Below are 15,452 nucleotides of genomic sequence, written 5' to 3' on the forward strand. Positions count from 1 at the left end.
TCCTCCTCTTATTTGAATACAAGCGCCATGCGAACTACGCCGGCACTCATGAAGAATTCTGCCCGGCCAGCCTGTTTTCGGCCAAAGGCACCCGCCACCCTAAACCAGCGACCCCTGTACTTTCAATATATTTGACAAAGCCCGGGCAAACAGCATTGCTATGTGCATTTTAATAAACATAGACTCTGGCCTTCATAGCCACTCGCGCCGCAATCACGGGGGAATACAAGAATGAGCATCCACAACGTCGTCGACTTCAGCCAGGCCAACACCGAGGGCGAACGCTACCGCCCCGCTCCGGAAAAAGTGCTCAAGGGCGATCCCGAGCAAGCGGTGTTCAACCACTACGCCAGCCCGTGCGGGCAACTCAATGCCGGGATCTGGGAAGGCGCGGTGGGCCAATGGACGGTGAACTTCACCGAGCACGAATACTGCGAGATTCTCCAGGGCGTGTCGGTGCTGCGAGACAACGATGGCAACGCCAAGACCCTGCGCTCTGGCGACCGCTTTGTGATCCCGGCCGGCTTCAAAGGCACCTGGGAAGTGCTGGAGCCCTGCCGCAAGGTCTACGTGGCCTTCGAACAGAAGGCCTGAATCCCAGGCACAAAAAAACCCGCTTGAAGGCGGGTTTTTTTGTCAGAAGAAAAATCAATTACTTGATTTTGCCTTCCTTGTAGATCACGTGCTTACGAACAACCGGATCATATTTCTTGATCTCGATTTTGTCCGGAGTAGTACGCTTGTTCTTGTCGGTAGTGTAGAAGTGACCAGTACCGGCGCTCGAGATCAAACGAATCAATTCACGCATGATTAGCTCCCTTAAACCTTGCCGCCATCGCGACGGATTTCGGCCAGCACGACATCAATGCCGCGCTTGTCGATGATACGCATGCCTTTGGCAGATACGCGCAGACGCACAAAGCGTTTCTCGGACTCAACCCAGAAGCGGTGATGCTGCAGGTTCGGCAGGAAACGACGACGGGTTTTGTTGTTTGCGTGGGAAATGTTATTCCCAGTCACCGGACCCTTACCGGTAACTTGACAGACTCTAGACATGCCTCAGCCCTCTAAAACCACATGCCCAACCCGGCATGGGTTGGCCGCTTAATCTCTCAGTCATTTGGCGCCAGGCGCCGCGTTTCTTTAGGGTCTTACCGGCTACACCTACAAGCGAAGGAACCGGGCCCCTAGAAAAGAGCGCTGCTTTATACCAGAAAGACCCCATAGCAACAACAGCCGCTGTGTGCAGGATGATGAAAAGTCCTGATTTTCTTGCGCCGGACGCCTGCGGCAAAGGCTACCGCAGAAATCTACCGCTCGTCGCAGAATATATTTCTCTCGAAACCTCGGGAAAAAATCTGCTGCTGAACACGGGCATCCCTACACAAAATCACGACTCCAGCCCTGACCGCGTCCCAGGCTTCAATGTCGAATACAAAAGGGATAGTCATTTTACAAAGAGGCCACTAGGGTAAGGCATTTCCAGACTGCACTCGCAGATGGGCTTTCGATCTGCACAAGGAACCCGACCATGCGTCTTGCCGCCCTCCCGCTCCTGCTCGCCCCTCTTCTGAGCCCATTGGCCCAGGCCGCCGCGTTGAGCGTCTGCACCGAAGCCAGCCCGGAGGGCTTCGACGTGGTGCAGTACAACTCGCTGACCACCACCAACGCGTCCGCCGACGTGCTGATGAACCGCCTGGTGGAATTCGACGCCGTCAGCGGCAAGGTGGTCCCCAGCCTCGCCGATAGCTGGGAAGTCTCACCGGATGGCCTGAGCTATGTCTTCAAGCTGCATCCCAAGGTCAAGTTTCACCGTACCGACTACTTCAATCCCAGCCGCGAGCTGACCGCCGAAGACGTCAAATTCAGCTTCGAGCGCATGCTCGACCCAGCCCACCCGTGGCACAAGATCGCCCAGAGCGGCTTCCCACACGCACAATCCCTGCAGTTGCCCAGCCTGATCAAGAAGATCGACGCCCTGGACCCGCTGACGGTGCGCTTTACCCTGGATCACGCTGACTCGACCTTTCTCCCCACCCTGAGCATGGGCTTTGCCTCGATCTACTCCGCAGAGTACGCCGATCAGTTACTCAAGGCCGGCACCCCGGAGAAGCTCAACAGCCAGCCCATCGGCAGCGGCCCGTTCATTTTCGGGCGCTTCCAGAAAGACGCCTCGATCCGCTACAAGGCCAACCGCGACTACTTTGCTGGCAAACCGGCGCTGGACTCCCTGATTTTCGCCATCACTCCGGACGCCAACGTGCGCCTGCAGAAACTGCGGCGCAATGAGTGCCAGATCGCCCTGTCACCCAAGCCCCTGGACGTACAAGCCGCCAGTGATGATCCAACGCTGAAGATCGAGAAAACGGCAGCCTTCATGACAGCCTTCGTTGCGATCAACAGCCAGCATCCGCCCCTGGACAAACCCGAAGTGCGCCAGGCGATCAACCTGGCCTTTGACAAGGCCCATTACCTCAAGACTGTGTTCGAAGGCACCGCCGAGGCCGCCAATGGCCCCTACCCGGCTAATACCTGGAGCTACGCCAAAGAGCTGCCGGGCTACACCCACGACCCGGAAAAGGCTCGTCAGCTGCTGGCCAAGGCAGGCCTTAAAAACGGCTTCGAGACCACAATCTGGACCCGCCCTTCCGGCAGCCTGCTCAACCCCAACCCGAGCCTGGGCGCCCAACTGCTGCAGGCGGACCTGGCCCAAGTGGGAATCCAGGCAGAAATCCGCGTGATCGAATGGGGCGAGCTGATCCGCCGGGCCAAGGCCGGCGAACATGACCTGCTGTTCATGGGCTGGGCCGGCGACAACGGCGACCCGGATAACTTCCTCACACCACAGTTCACCTGCGCAGCAGTCAAATCCGGCACCAACTTCGCACGCTACTGCGATCAGAACCTGGACAAGCTGATTACCGCCGGCAAGACCACCAGCGAACAGGGTGTGCGCAGCAAGCTGTACCAGCAGGCCCAGACCCAGATCCAGCAGCAAGCGCTGTGGCTCCCTCTGGCTCACCCGACCGCTTTCGCCCTGACCCGCAAACAGGTCGAGGGCTATCAAGTGAGCCCCTTCGGCCGCCAGGATTACTCGAAGGTCAGCGTCAAGTGACACGTCGGCCAGCTTCAGGGTCAGTACCGACCTTGAGGCTGGCTTCCTTCAGATCCAGCCATACTCGGCCATGGACAACGGATCGCCCTCTCCCACGATGAAGTGATCCAGCACCCTTACATCGATCAACTCCAGGGCTTCTTGCAAACGCCGGGTCACCACCCGATCGGCCGGGCTGGGCTCAGAGATGCCCGATGGGTGGTTGTGACAGAGAATTACCGCTGCCGCGTTATGCGCCAGGGTGCGCTTGAGCACTTGTCGCGGGTACACCGTGGTGCTGTCGATGGAACCGTGGAACAGCACCTCAAAGGCCAGCACCCGATGCTTGGTGTCGAGAAACAGACAGCCAAACACCTCGTGGGGCTCATGTCGCAACATCGACTTCAGGTAATCGCGCACCACCAACGGACTTTCCAAGGCTGACTGGCGGTGGAGTTTTTCTGCCAGATGCCGACGCGCCATCTCCAACACCGCTTGCAACAGTGCGTACTTGGCCGGCCCCAATCCCAGTTGGCGGGTGAAGGTCAGCTGATCGGCTTCCAGCAGACTGCGCAAGCTGCCGAAGCGATGCAACAGGTGCCGCGCCAGGTCGACCGCACTTTTTCCAGCCACCCCGGTGCGCAAGAAAATAGCCAGCAATTCGGCGTCGGAAAGGCTGATGGCGCCCTGCTCCAGAAGCCGTTCCCGCGGGCGCTCCGCCGCAGGCCAATCACGAATACTCATCACACCTCCCTGTGCATGGCGCCGCTGTTCGGCAGCGGGCGCTGTGCTATCTTAGCCCCCTCTTTTTTGCGTGGTATTTCACCTGGGGAGGGGGCATGCCACGCAGCAATCACTTAACGGAAAAACAGGCCTATGCAGCGGCTGTATCGGAAACGCATCGTGCTCGGCGTCGGCGGCGGCATTGCCGCCTATAAGAGCGCGGAGCTGGTTCGCCGACTCCTCGACCAGGGCGCCGAAGTGCGTGTGGTCATGACCCGGGGCGGCAGTGAGTTCATCACCCCGCTGACCATGCAGGCCCTCTCCGGGCACCCGGTCCACCTCGACCTGCTGGACCCGGCCGCCGAAGCCGCCATGGGTCACATCGAACTGGCCAAATGGGCCGATCTGGTGCTGATCGCCCCCGCCACGGCCGACCTGATCGCCCGTCTGGCCCAGGGCATCGCCGATGACCTGCTGACCACCCTGGTCCTGGCCACGGACGCCATCGTCGCCATCGCTCCAGCGATGAACCAGGCCATGTGGCGCGACCCGGCCACCCAGGCCAACACCCAATTGCTGCAAAGCCGTGGCCTGCGAGTCTTCGGCCCAGCCTCCGGAAGCCAGGCCTGTGGCGACGTCGGCCTGGGCCGCATGCTGGAAGCCAACGATCTGGCGCTGTGCGCCGCCGACTGCTTCCAGCACCTGGCACTGACCGGCAAACACTTGCTGATCACCGCCGGGCCGACTCAGGAAAACATCGATCCGGTGCGCTACATCACCAACCATAGCTCAGGAAAAATGGGCTTCGCCCTGGCCGAGGCAGCCGTCGAGGCCGGCGCCCGGGTCACCCTGATCACCGGACCGGTGCACCTGCCAACCCCCGACAGAGTCACTCGGATCGACGTAGTCAGCGCTCGCGACATGCTCGCGGCCTGCGAGGCGGCCATTCCGTGCGACGTTTTCATCGCCTCCGCGGCGGTCGCGGACTACCGCCCGGAAGTCGTCGCCCCACAGAAATTAAAGAAAGACCCTACGAAAGGTGACGGCCTGCTACTACAGATGGTGCGCAATCCAGATATCCTGGCCACCATCGCTACGCGGCCGGATCGGCCATTCAGTGTCGGTTTCGCCGCCGAAACCGAAAATCTGCTCGACTACGCTGCACGCAAATTGAAGGACAAGAACCTCGACCTGATCGTCGCCAACGACGTAGCCAACCCGAGCATTGGCTTCAACAGCGAGGAAAACGCCTGCAGCGTGATTGACCGGGAGTTGCACGCAACTCTCTTCGCCCAGACCAGCAAGGGCAAGATTGCCCGCCAACTGATCTCTTTTATCGCCGAACGGCTGAACCAGGTTTAACTTCAATGCACGCTCTACAAGCCAAGATCCTCGACCCACGCATCGGCAACGAATTCCCCCTGCCGCAGTACGCCACGCCGGGCTCCGCCGGCCTCGACCTGCGCGCCATGCTCAAGGAAGACACCATCCTGGAGCCAGGCCAGACGCTGCTGATCCCGACCGGGCTGTCGGTCTACATTGGCGATCCGGGCCTGGCGGCGCTGATCCTGCCGCGCTCCGGCCTGGGCCACAAACACGGCATCGTGCTGGGTAACCTGGTCGGCCTGATCGACTCGGACTACCAGGGCGAACTGATGGTTTCCTGCTGGAACCGCGGCCAGACCGCCTTCAATATCGCCGTCGGCGAGCGTATCGCCCAACTGGTGCTGGTGCCGGTAGTGCAGGCGCACTTCGAAGTGGTTGAGGCTTTTGATGAAAGCCAGCGCGGCGCAGGCGGTTTCGGCCACTCCGGTAGTCACTGATTGCGTGCCCTGGGGCCGGACACCTGGTCCGCCCCCAGGGTGACGGCAGGGCACTTCAGGATAAATGACCGCCGGTTTCCGCATGCCCCCTCGGGCCCGTCAAATCAGGCCCTTGAGCGTCCGCGGAGCGGCAAGTGCCCTCCAGATGGCACTTACACAGTACGAACTCTACGCTGAAAACGCCGTCATACCCTTCAGTTTGAGCCCGCCGGCCCGTCATTTCCCCGGCCGTACTGCCCCCTCTTCAAATGGAGCACCCTCAGTGATGAGCAACGCAGCCAAAGTCGCCCCGACATTTCCCGAGAGCATCTTCCGCGCCTATGACATCCGCGGTGTTGTACCGCAAACCCTGACCGCAGAGACCGCCTACTGGATCGGCCGCGCCGTTGGCTCCCAGAGCCTGGCTCAGGGCGAACCCAACGTCTGCGTAGGCAGGGACGGCCGCCTGTCCGGCCCGGAGCTGGTGGAGCAACTGATTCAGGGCCTGCACGACAGCGGCTGCCACGTCAGCGATGTCGGCCTGGTGCCGACCCCCGCCCTGTACTACGCCGCCAACGTCCTGGCCGGCAAGTCCGGGGTGATGCTCACCGGCAGCCACAACCCGTCGAACTACAACGGTTTCAAGATCGTCATCGCCGGCGACACCCTGGCCAACGAACAGATCCAAGCCCTGCACCAGCGCCTCAAGACCAACAACCTGAGCAGCGCCCAGGGCAGCATCACCAAGGTCGATATCCTGCCGCGCTACGCCGAAGAGATCGCCCGAGACGTGAAGCTGGCTCGCCGCCTGAAAGTCGTGGTGGATTGCGGCAACGGCGCCGCCGGGGTCATTGCCCCGCAACTGATCGAGGCCTTGAACTGCGAAGTCATTCCGTTGTTCTGCGAGGTAGACGGCAACTTCCCCAATCATCACCCGGACCCGGGCAAACCCGAGAACCTTGAAGACCTGATCGCCAAGGTCAAGGAAACCGGCGCCGACCTGGGCCTGGCCTTCGACGGTGACGGCGATCGCGTCGGCGTGGTGACCAACACTGGCAGCATCGTCTTCCCCGATCGCCTGCTGATGCTGTTCGCCAAGGACGTGGTGGCGCGCAACCCGGATGCGGAGATCATCTTCGACGTCAAGTGCACCCGCCGCCTGATTCCGCTGATCAAGGAATACGGCGGTCGCCCGCTAATGTGGAAGACCGGTCACTCGTTGATCAAAAAGAAAATGAAACAGACCGGCGCCCTGCTGGCCGGCGAGATGAGCGGCCATGTGTTCTTCAAGGAGCGCTGGTTCGGTTTCGACGACGGCATTTACAGCGCCGCACGGTTGCTGGAGATCCTCAGCAAGGAAACATCCACCGCAGAAGAGCTGTTCGCGACCTTCCCGAACGATATTTCTACGCCGGAAATCAATATCCATGTGACCGAAGAGAGCAAATTCAGCATCATTGATGCCTTGCACGACGCGCAGTGGGGCGCAGGCGCTGACCTGACCACCATTGACGGGGTGCGAGTCGACTATGCCAAGGGCTGGGGCCTGGTTCGCGCCTCCAATACCACCCCTGTGCTGGTGCTGCGCTTCGAGGCTGATGACGAAGCCGAGCTGCAGCGGATTAAGGACGTGTTCCACGTCCAGCTGAAACGTGTTGCACCTGACCTCCAACTACCGTTTTGACTGTTTGAAGCACCGGAGCCCTGAATGACCATCGAACGCGATGCCGCCGCCAATACCGCCAAGGTCCTATCCGAAGCGCTGCCTTACATTCGCCGCTATGTCGGCAAGACCCTGGTGATCAAGTACGGCGGCAACGCTATGGAGAGCGAGGAGCTGAAAACCGGCTTCGCCCGCGACATCGTCCTGATGAAGGCTGTCGGGATCAACCCGGTGGTGGTGCACGGCGGTGGCCCGCAAATCGGTGACCTGCTCAAGCGCCTGTCGATCGAAAGCCACTTCGTCGATGGCATGCGCGTGACCGACGCGCAAACCATGGACGTGGTGGAGATGGTCCTCGGCGGCCAGGTCAACAAGGACATCGTCAACCTGATCAACCGTCACGGCGGCAGCGCCATCGGCCTGACCGGTAAAGATGCCGAGCTGATTCGTGCGAAAAAGCTCACCGTGACCCGCCAGACTCCAGAGATGACCACGCCGGAAATCATCGATATCGGCCATGTGGGCGAAGTGGTCGGGATCAACACCGATCTGCTGAACCTGCTGGTCAAGGGCGATTTCATTCCGGTGATCGCGCCGATTGGCGTGGGCGCCAACGGTGAGTCCTACAACATCAACGCCGACCTGGTTGCCGGGAAGGTAGCTGAAGCACTGAAAGCTGAAAAACTGATGCTGTTGACCAACATCGCTGGCCTGATGGACAAGTCCGGCAAGGTCCTGACCGGCCTGAGCACCCAGCAGGTGGACGAACTGATTGCCGATGGCACTATCTACGGCGGCATGCTGCCGAAAATCCGCTGCGCCCTGGAAGCGGTACAAGGTGGCGTCGGCAGCTCCCTGATCATCGACGGTCGCGTACCCAATGCGATTCTGCTGGAGATCTTCACCGATACCGGTGTCGGCACCCTGATCAGCAACCGCAAGCGCCCTTAAGCGACAGCCACAAAAAAGCCCCCGCCCGGTATCTCGGGCGGGGGCTTTTTTATCTACGCAATCTTTGTAGGAGCAGCCTTGTGTAGGAGCAGGCTTGCCAGGGAAGGCACTCACACCCGCAACTCAGGACTCAAAGGTCTCTTCACCGGTAAGCCGGCTCCTACAGTGTCAGATTCCGTACTGCGCGCGATAGGCTTGCACTGCCGGCAGATGTTGCTTGAGCGCCGGATCGTCCGCCAGGAACTGCAGGACCTGGGTCAGGGAAACGATGCTCACCACTGGAATGCCGAAGTCACGCTCGACTTCCTGGATCGCCGACAACTCACCGTTGCCACGCTCCTCGCGGTTCAGTGCGATCAATACACCTGCCGCCTTGGCGCCTTCCTGGGACTCGATGATCTGCATCACCTCGCGAATTGCCGTGCCGGCGGTGATCACGTCATCGATGATCAGCACATCGCCGGTCAATGGCGCACCCACCAGGCTACCGCCCTCACCGTGCGCCTTGGCTTCCTTGCGGTTGAAGCACCAAGGCAGATCGCGCTGATGATGTTCAGCCAGAGCCACTGCAGTGGCTGCTGCCAAGGGAATGCCTTTATAAGCCGGGCCAAACAGCACATCGAAGGGAATGCCGCTGTCGACAATCGCCGCCGCATAGAAACGCCCCAGCTGGGCCAGGGCCGAACCGCTGTTGAACAGGCCGGCATTGAAGAAGTAAGGGCTGGTGCGCCCGGACTTCAGGGTGAACTCACCGAAGCGCAAAACCCCGCGATCGATGGCAAAACGAATGAAATCGCGCTGATACGCCTGCATGAAAAAACCCCAGATACCACGGATTTAGCTAATTAGGTAGAGCTCGGGTATCATACACGCACGTGATTTTTGGGGCCATTTATGCGGATCATCAGTGTGAACGTCAATGGTATTCAGGCTGCAGTGGAGCGTGGTTTGCTCAGTTGGCTGCAGGCACAGAATGCCGACGTCATCTGCCTGCAGGACACCCGCGCCTCTGCCTTTGAACTGGACGACCCAGCCTTCCAACTGGATGGCTACTTCCTTTATGCCTGCGATGCTGAAGTCCCTGCCCAAGGCGGTGTGGCTTTGTATTCGCGGTTGCAGCCGAAGGCGGTCATCAGCGGCCTCGGCTTCGAGACAGCCGATCGTTACGGGCGCTACCTGCAAGCCGATTTCGACAAGGTCAGCATCGCGACCTTGCTGCTTCCATCAGGGCAGAACGGCGATGAAGACTTGAACCAGAAGTTCAAGTTAATGGACGACTTCGCCCGCTATCTGGATAAGCAGCGACGCAAACGTCGCGAGTACATTTATTGTGGCTCGCTGTACGTGGCGCAACAGAAGCTGGATATCAAGAACTGGCGTGACGGCCAGCAATCTCCGGGCTTCCTGGCACCTGAGCGCGCCTGGATGGACGAGATTATCGGCAACATGGGCTATGTCGATGCCCTGCGCGAAGTCAGTCGCGAAGGCGACCAGTACAGCTGGTGGCCGGACAACGAACAGGCTGAGATGCTCAACTTGGGCTCGCGCTTCGACTATCAGTTGCTGACTCCCGGCCTGCGCCGTTTTGTCCGCAGCGCACGCTTGCCGCGTCAGCCGCGTTTTTCGCAGCATGCGCCGCTGATCGTGGACTATGACTGGACACTGACCATCTAAGCGTCCGTTCACAGCCACAAAAAAGCCGACATCACAGTCGGCTTTTTGTGCTCGCTCTATTTGATCAGGCGCCAGGTGAAAGGGTACCGATATGGCACTCCCTCTCCAGCCTTGACTCCGCCGATGATGGTCAACACCAGGGCACCAATCGCCAGCAGGCCGAACATAAAGAAACCGATTATCACGATCATCAGCAGGAAACAGACTGCCGAAGCGATAGCGACAGTCAACTGAAAGTTCAGCGCTTCCTTACCTTGTGCATCAATGAAGGGATCGGTCTCGCGCTTCATCTGCCAAAGAATCAGCGGCCCGATCAATGTACCGAATGGAACCCAGATCCCCAGCAAGGCGGACAAGTGACAAAACATTGCCCATTGCCGAACTTCATGGCTCGGGGTGGGCTGGGGTAGCTGCTCATCACTCATGCTGCTCTCCTTGCTGAAGACCGGCGCCCATCAATCGGCGAGTGCCGCCTGCTGCAGTTGGAAGATTTCGTTCATGCCTTGCTGGGCCAGGGCCAGCATCGCATTCAGTTCGGCCGGCTGGAACGGCGCACCTTCGGCAGTGCCCTGCACTTCGATGAAACCACCGGTGCTGGTCATGACGACATTGAGGTCGGTTTCGGCGGCCGAGTCTTCCAGGTAATCCAGGTCCAGGACCGGCTCACCCTGGTACATACCCACCGATACTGCCGCAATCATCTGCTTCAATGGATCGCCGCCTTTCAGGCCACCGCGCTTCTTGATCACTTTTAAGGCGTCGACCAGAGCCACCATCGCGCCAGTGATCGATGCGGTACGGGTGCCACCATCAGCCTGGATCACATCGCAATCGACATACAGGGTGATGTCGCCCAGCTTGGACATGTCCAGGGCGGCGCGCAGGGAGCGACCGATAAGGCGCTGGATCTCCAGGGTGCGGCCGCCTTGCTTGCCACGGCTAGCTTCACGCTGGTTACGCTCGCCGGTGGACCGCGGCAGCATGCCGTATTCGGCTGTCAGCCAACCTTGACCCTGCCCCTTGAGGAAGCGCGGCACGCCATTCTCGACACTGACAGTGCAAATCACCTTGGTATCACCGAACTCGACCAGTACAGATCCCTCGGCGTGTTTGGTGTAGTTGCGGGTGATGCGGATCGAGCGGAGCTGATCGGCAGCGCGACCACTTGGACGTTTCATAGGGGAACACCTGTACGAGGACGGAAAACTGCCGAGCATTATAAAGCCCGCAACCGCGCCAGGGCACGCCTAAAACGGCCAAAGGCATATTTACGCGTCAGATCGGTCCTGTAGCGATGACCTGCAGCCCATTGTCAGCGCCAGGGATTGGGGCCTCCGGCCGCACTGCGCTACAATCCTGCGCCTTCGCAGCCTGTCGGCTTCAATTCATCACTATCAGGCCCGCTCAATCCTCCTGGGGTTGGTGCCGGCGCTGAATCGGAGGTACCTCCATGGTGCACAGCATGACCGCCTTCGCCCGAGTCGAACGGGCCGGCACTCAGGGCACCCTGAGCTGGGAATTGCGCTCGGTCAACAGCCGCTACCTGGAGCCGCACCTGCGTTTGCCGGAAGCCTTTCGCGACCTCGAAAGCGCAGTCCGCGAAGCCTTGCGCCAGGGCCTGTCCCGGGGCAAGGTCGAATGCACCCTGCGCTTCACTGAAGAGACCACCGGCAAGCCGCTGCAAGTCGACCGTGAACGTGCGGCACAACTGGTGGCCGCCGCTGAAACCGTCGCCAGCCTGATCAAGCAGCCGGCAGCCCTGAATCCACTGGAAGTCCTGGCCTGGCCCGGCGTGCTGGTGGCCGATGCCACCGACCCGCAAGCCTTGAACAGCGATGCCCTGGCCCTGTTCAACCAGGGCCTGAAAGACCTGAAAAATGGCCGCGAGCGCGAAGGCGCCGAACTGGCCCGGCTGATCAACGAGCGCCTGTCCTCCATTGAAGAAGACGTGGCGACCTTGCGTGAGCTGGTCCCGCAGATGCTCGCGACCCAGCGCCAGAAAGTCCTCGACCGCTTCGCCGACATGCAGGCCGAACTGGACCCTACCCGTCTCGAGCAGGAAATGGTCCTGTTGGCGCAGAAGAGCGATGTCGCTGAAGAACTGGACCGCCTGAGCACCCACATCATCGAAGTACGCCGCGTGCTCAAGTCCGGCGGCGCTGCCGGTCGGCGCCTGGACTTCCTGATGCAGGAGCTCAATCGCGAAGCCAACACACTGGGCTCCAAGGCCTTCGACCCGCGCAGCACCCAGGCTGCGGTCAACCTCAAGGTGTTGATCGAGCAGATGCGCGAACAAGTGCAGAACATTGAGTAAGGCAACTGACATGACCCACAGCACCGGCACCCTGTACATCATTTCCGCCCCGTCGGGCGCGGGCAAAAGCAGTCTGGTCAAGGCCCTGACCGACGCCGACCAGGAGATCCGCGTCTCCGTCTCCCACACCACCCGCGCCATGCGCCCAGGTGAAGTGAATGGCGTGAACTATCACTTCGTCGAACGCAGCGAGTTCGTGAAGATGATCGAGCACGGCGACTTTCTCGAACGCGCCGAAGTCTTCGGCAACCTTTATGGCACCTCACAAAGCCACCTGCAGCAGACCCTGGACGAAGGCCACGACCTGATCCTGGAAATCGACTGGCAGGGTGCCGAGCAGGTGCGCAAGCTCATGCCTCAGGCACGCTCGATCTTCATTCTGCCGCCGTCACTGCAGGCCCTGCACCAGCGCCTGACCAACCGCGGGCAGGACAGCGACGAAATCATCGAAGGGCGGATGCGTGAAGCCGTCAGCGAAATGAGCCACTACGTCGACTATGACTACCTGATCATCAACGACGACTTCGCCCACGCGCTGGAAGATCTGAAAGCGATTTTCCGCTCCAATCAGCTGCAACAGAAACGTCAGCAGCAGCGCTTTGGCAAACTGCTCGCTGAATTGCTTGGTTAAACAGCACTTCCCAAAACCGCTGCAAGCGCTTTACATTGGCACTTGCAGCGCGTTGAAGAGCTTGGTCAAAAAATCAGCGCTTCCCTAAACGCTGGTGATTTTTTAAACTGTTGAGTCCGCTCGCCCATCCGGGCAGCGCGCATATTGCATTTGCTACGAGGAAGACCATGGCCCGCGTAACCGTTGAAGACTGTCTAGAACACGTGGATAACCGCTTTGAGCTGGTCATGCTCTCTACCAAGCGTGCCCGTCAACTGGCAACCGGCGGCAAAGAGCCGAAAGTAGCATGGGAAAACGACAAGCCTACCGTTGTCGCCCTGCGCGAAATCGCTGAAGGCCTGATCGACTACGCAGCTATCGCCGAAGCCGAAATCGTTGAAGATGAACCGCTTTTTGCTGCTTTCGAGGACGAGTCCAACGAGGCCGTCTGAGCCTATGCCTGGTCGACGTAGCACGGCGCGGGATCACAGCTTACGGCAGGAGATATCATGCCGAGCATAGACGCCCTCGCCGATCGCTTATCGACCTATCTCGGCACGGACCAGGTCAATCTGGTCCGCCGAGCGTATTTCTACGCCGAACAAGCCCATGACGGTCAACGCCGTCGCAGCGGCGAGGCGTACGTCACGCACCCACTCGCGGTAGCGAACATTCTTGCCGACATGCACATGGACCATCAGAGCCTGATGGCTGCGATGCTGCATGACGTGATCGAAGACACCGGAATTGCCAAGGAAGCGCTCAGTGCGCAGTTTGGTGAAACCGTGGCCGAACTCGTGGATGGGGTCAGCAAACTGACCCAGATGAACTTCGAGACCAAAGCCGAAGCCCAAGCTGAAAACTTCCAGAAGATGGCCATGGCCATGGCTCGCGACATTCGCGTGATCCTGGTCAAGTTGGCCGACCGCCTGCACAACATGCGCACACTGGAAGTGCTGTCCGGCGAAAAACGTCGGCGGATCGCCAAGGAAACCCTGGAGATCTACGCTCCCATAGCCAACCGCTTGGGCATGCACAGCATCCGCATCGAATTCGAAGACCTGGGTTTCAGGGCGATGCACCCGATGCGCTCCGCGCGGATCTACCAGGCGGTCAAGCGCGCCCGGGGCAACCGCAAGGAAATCGTCAACAAGATCGAAGAGTCCCTCAGCCACTGCCTGGCCATCGACGGCATACAGGGCGAGGTCAGCGGTCGCCAGAAGCACCTGTATGGCATCTACAAGAAGATGCGCGGCAAACGCCGGGCCTTCAACGAGATCATGGACGTCTATGCGTTCCGTATCATCGTCGACAAAGTAGACACCTGCTATCGCGTGCTCGGCGCTGTACATAATTTGTACAAGCCACTGCCGGGACGCTTCAAGGACTACATCGCCATTCCCAAGGCCAACGGCTATCAGTCGCTGCATACCACGCTGTTCGGTATGCACGGAGTACCAATCGAGATCCAGATTCGTACCCGGGAAATGGAAGAAATGGCCAACAACGGCATCGCCGCTCACTGGCTGTACAAATCCAGTGGCGACGAACAGCCGAAAAGCACCCATGCCCGCGCCCGCCAATGGGTCAAGGGCGTTCTGGAGATGCAGCAGCGCGCTGGCAACTCCCTGGAATTCATCGAAAGCGTGAAGATCGACCTGTTCCCGGACGAGGTCTACGTGTTCACGCCCAAAGGCCGGATCATGGAGCTGCCCAAAGGCTCCACCGCGGTGGACTTTGCCTATGCGGTGCACACCGACGTGGGCAACAGCTGCATCGCCTGCCGGATCAACCGCCGCCTGGCCCCGCTGTCGGAACCCCTGCAAAGCGGTTCCACCGTGGAGATCGTCAGCGCCCCGGGAGCACGGCCGAACCCGGCCTGGCTCAACTTCGTGGTCACCGGCAAGGCCCGCACCCACATTCGCCACGCCCTCAAACTGCAACGTCGTTCCGAGTCCATCAGTCTCGGCGAACGCCTGCTGAACAAGGTGCTCAACGGCTTCGACAGCTCCCTGGAAAAAATCCCGACGGAACGTATCCAGGCGATTCTTCAGGAGTACCGCCTGGAACTGATCGAAGACCTGTTGGAAGACATCGGCCTGGGCAACCGCATGGCCTACGTGGTCGCCCGCCGGCTGCTGGGCGAAGGCGAACAATTGCCGAGCCCGGAAGGCCCGCTGGCGATCCGCGGCACCGAAGGCCTGGTGCTGAGCTACGCCAAATGCTGCACGCCGATCCCCGGCGACCCGATCGTCGGCCACCTGTCCGCCGGCAAGGGGATGGTGGTGCACCTGGACAACTGCCGCAATATCAGCGAAATCCGTCACAACCCGGAAAAATGCATCCAGCTGTCCTGGGCCAAGGATGTCACCGGCGAATTCAACGTCGAACTGCGCGTCGAGCTTGAACACCAGCGCGGCCTGATCGCGCTGCTGGCCAGCAGCGTCAATGCCGCCGACGGCAACATCGAGAAAATCAGCATGGACGAACGCGATGGTCGCATCAGCGTGGTCCAACTGGTGGTCAGCGTGCACGACCGCGTGCACCTGGCTCGCGTGATCAAGAAACTGCGCGCCCTGACCGGGGTCATCCGCATCACCCGCATGCGCGCGTAGCCCGTC

General features: G+C 60.2%; 16 protein-coding genes and 1 pseudogene. 11 read left to right on the top strand and 6 right to left on the bottom strand.

All coding sequences use genetic code 11. From position 1 onward, the window contains the following. Positions 1–231 precede the first annotated feature (231 nt). The gene (locus Q8O96_RS16990; protein WP_102862257.1) at positions 232–594 is read left to right on the top strand and encodes a cupin domain-containing protein; all 363 of its coding nucleotides are present in this window, start codon (positions 232–234) and stop codon (positions 592–594) included. A 58-nt stretch (positions 595–652) separates the two neighbouring features. Here the strand turns inward: Q8O96_RS16990 and rpmG are convergent, their stop codons facing one another. Beyond that, positions 653–808: a 50S ribosomal protein L33 gene (gene rpmG / locus Q8O96_RS16995; protein ID WP_003177274.1), complete on the bottom strand. Its 156-nt coding sequence runs from the start codon at positions 806–808 to the stop codon at positions 653–655. 11 nt (positions 809–819) lie between these two features. Beyond that, entirely contained in the window at positions 820–1,056 is a 237-nt protein-coding gene (gene rpmB, locus Q8O96_RS17000; RefSeq protein WP_011064219.1) for a 50S ribosomal protein L28, read from the bottom strand. 475 nt (positions 1,057–1,531) lie between these two features. Between rpmB and Q8O96_RS17005 the strand changes: the two genes are divergently transcribed. Further along, positions 1,532–3,115: an ABC transporter substrate-binding protein gene (locus tag Q8O96_RS17005; RefSeq protein ID WP_102862258.1), complete on the top strand. Its 1,584-nt coding sequence runs from the start codon at positions 1,532–1,534 to the stop codon at positions 3,113–3,115. Between the two features lie 48 nt (positions 3,116–3,163). On the opposite strand, the gene radC is transcribed toward Q8O96_RS17005, so the two are convergent. Next, positions 3,164–3,838: a DNA repair protein RadC gene (gene radC, locus Q8O96_RS17010; RefSeq protein ID WP_102862259.1), complete on the bottom strand. Its 675-nt coding sequence runs from the start codon at positions 3,836–3,838 to the stop codon at positions 3,164–3,166. Positions 3,839–3,970: 132 nt separating this feature from the next. Here radC and coaBC point away from each other — a divergent pair, with 132 nt between their 5' ends. From coaBC to argB, 4 genes and pseudogenes are all read left to right on the top strand, one after another. Further along, positions 3,971–5,179, top strand: coding sequence for a bifunctional phosphopantothenoylcysteine decarboxylase/phosphopantothenate--cysteine ligase CoaBC (coaBC, locus tag Q8O96_RS17015; protein ID WP_102862260.1), 1,209 nt, complete (start codon positions 3,971–3,973; stop codon positions 5,177–5,179). A gap of 5 nt (positions 5,180–5,184) precedes the next feature. After that, the gene (dut, locus tag Q8O96_RS17020) at positions 5,185–5,640 is read left to right on the top strand and encodes a dUTP diphosphatase (RefSeq protein WP_102862261.1); all 456 of its coding nucleotides are present in this window, start codon (positions 5,185–5,187) and stop codon (positions 5,638–5,640) included. Between the two features lie 262 nt (positions 5,641–5,902). Further along, a pseudogene (locus tag Q8O96_RS17025) lies at positions 5,903–7,303 on the top strand (phosphomannomutase/phosphoglucomutase); the annotation flags it as partial. A 24-nt stretch (positions 7,304–7,327) separates the two neighbouring features. Next, a complete protein-coding gene (argB, locus tag Q8O96_RS17030; protein ID WP_011064225.1) occupies positions 7,328–8,233 on the top strand; it encodes an acetylglutamate kinase in 906 nt (301 codons plus the stop codon). 168 nt (positions 8,234–8,401) lie between these two features. Here argB and pyrE read toward each other — a convergent pair whose 3' ends face one another. After that, positions 8,402–9,046, bottom strand: a complete 645-nt coding sequence (gene pyrE / locus Q8O96_RS17035) for an orotate phosphoribosyltransferase (protein WP_102862263.1) — start codon at positions 9,044–9,046, stop codon at positions 8,402–8,404. Positions 9,047–9,127: 81 nt separating this feature from the next. Between pyrE and Q8O96_RS17040 the strand changes: the two genes are divergently transcribed. Beyond that, positions 9,128–9,907, top strand: a complete 780-nt coding sequence (locus tag Q8O96_RS17040; protein ID WP_102862264.1) for an exodeoxyribonuclease III — start codon at positions 9,128–9,130, stop codon at positions 9,905–9,907. A gap of 56 nt (positions 9,908–9,963) precedes the next feature. Here Q8O96_RS17040 and Q8O96_RS17045 read toward each other — a convergent pair whose 3' ends face one another. Beyond that, positions 9,964–10,332, bottom strand: coding sequence for a DUF4870 domain-containing protein (locus Q8O96_RS17045; protein ID WP_102862265.1), 369 nt, complete (start codon positions 10,330–10,332; stop codon positions 9,964–9,966). A gap of 30 nt (positions 10,333–10,362) precedes the next feature. Next, positions 10,363–11,085 carry a ribonuclease PH gene (gene rph / locus Q8O96_RS17050; RefSeq protein ID WP_016964145.1) on the bottom strand — a complete coding sequence of 241 codons (723 nt, stop codon included), beginning with the start codon at positions 11,083–11,085 and terminating at the stop codon, positions 10,363–10,365. Positions 11,086–11,357: 272 nt separating this feature from the next. On the opposite strand from rph, the gene Q8O96_RS17055 reads away from it, so the two are divergent. The 4 genes from Q8O96_RS17055 (at position 11,358) to spoT (ending at position 15,446) form a co-directional block, all read left to right on the top strand. Further along, a complete protein-coding gene (locus Q8O96_RS17055) occupies positions 11,358–12,221 on the top strand; it encodes a YicC/YloC family endoribonuclease (RefSeq protein WP_102862266.1) in 864 nt (287 codons plus the stop codon). 10 nt (positions 12,222–12,231) lie between these two features. Continuing rightward, complete coding sequence (gene gmk, locus Q8O96_RS17060) at positions 12,232–12,852, top strand: guanylate kinase (RefSeq protein ID WP_102862267.1); 621 nt, start codon at positions 12,232–12,234, stop codon at positions 12,850–12,852. A gap of 167 nt (positions 12,853–13,019) precedes the next feature. Next, on the top strand, positions 13,020–13,283 hold the full coding sequence (gene rpoZ / locus Q8O96_RS17065; protein ID WP_007921129.1) for a DNA-directed RNA polymerase subunit omega: 264 nt from the start codon (positions 13,020–13,022) through the stop codon (positions 13,281–13,283). 57 nt (positions 13,284–13,340) lie between these two features. Further along, entirely contained in the window at positions 13,341–15,446 is a 2,106-nt protein-coding gene (gene spoT, locus Q8O96_RS17070) for a bifunctional GTP diphosphokinase/guanosine-3',5'-bis pyrophosphate 3'-pyrophosphohydrolase (protein ID WP_102862268.1), read from the top strand. The last annotated feature ends 6 nt before the right edge of the window (positions 15,447–15,452 follow it).

The organism is Pseudomonas sp. LPH60, from assembly GCF_030718165.1.
In the GTDB taxonomy this organism is placed as follows: domain Bacteria; phylum Pseudomonadota; class Gammaproteobacteria; order Pseudomonadales; family Pseudomonadaceae; genus Aquipseudomonas; species Aquipseudomonas danubii.

Bases quoted from the DNA above. Each gene is read 5' to 3' on its own strand.
- gmk (WP_102862267.1), top strand. From the start codon at position 12,232: ATGACCCACAGCACCGGCACCCTGTACATCATTTCCGCCCCGTCGGGC.
- rpmG (WP_003177274.1), bottom strand. From the start codon at position 808: ATGCGTGAATTGATTCGTTTGATCTCGAGCGCCGGTACTGGTCACTTC.
- argB (WP_011064225.1), top strand. From the start codon at position 7,328: ATGACCATCGAACGCGATGCCGCCGCCAATACCGCCAAGGTCCTATCC.
- coaBC (WP_102862260.1), top strand. From the start codon at position 3,971: ATGCAGCGGCTGTATCGGAAACGCATCGTGCTCGGCGTCGGCGGCGGC.
- dut (WP_102862261.1), top strand. From the start codon at position 5,185: ATGCACGCTCTACAAGCCAAGATCCTCGACCCACGCATCGGCAACGAA.
- radC (WP_102862259.1), bottom strand. From the start codon at position 3,838: ATGAGTATTCGTGATTGGCCTGCGGCGGAGCGCCCGCGGGAACGGCTT.
- spoT (WP_102862268.1), top strand. From the start codon at position 13,341: ATGCCGAGCATAGACGCCCTCGCCGATCGCTTATCGACCTATCTCGGC.
- rpoZ (WP_007921129.1), top strand. From the start codon at position 13,020: ATGGCCCGCGTAACCGTTGAAGACTGTCTAGAACACGTGGATAACCGC.
- Q8O96_RS17040 (WP_102862264.1), top strand. From the start codon at position 9,128: ATGCGGATCATCAGTGTGAACGTCAATGGTATTCAGGCTGCAGTGGAG.
- Q8O96_RS17045 (WP_102862265.1), bottom strand. From the start codon at position 10,332: ATGAGTGATGAGCAGCTACCCCAGCCCACCCCGAGCCATGAAGTTCGG.
- rph (WP_016964145.1), bottom strand. From the start codon at position 11,085: ATGAAACGTCCAAGTGGTCGCGCTGCCGATCAGCTCCGCTCGATCCGC.
- Q8O96_RS17055 (WP_102862266.1), top strand. From the start codon at position 11,358: ATGGTGCACAGCATGACCGCCTTCGCCCGAGTCGAACGGGCCGGCACT.
- rpmB (WP_011064219.1), bottom strand. From the start codon at position 1,056: ATGTCTAGAGTCTGTCAAGTTACCGGTAAGGGTCCGGTGACTGGGAAT.
- pyrE (WP_102862263.1), bottom strand. From the start codon at position 9,046: ATGCAGGCGTATCAGCGCGATTTCATTCGTTTTGCCATCGATCGCGGG.
- Q8O96_RS16990 (WP_102862257.1), top strand. From the start codon at position 232: ATGAGCATCCACAACGTCGTCGACTTCAGCCAGGCCAACACCGAGGGC.
- Q8O96_RS17005 (WP_102862258.1), top strand. From the start codon at position 1,532: ATGCGTCTTGCCGCCCTCCCGCTCCTGCTCGCCCCTCTTCTGAGCCCA.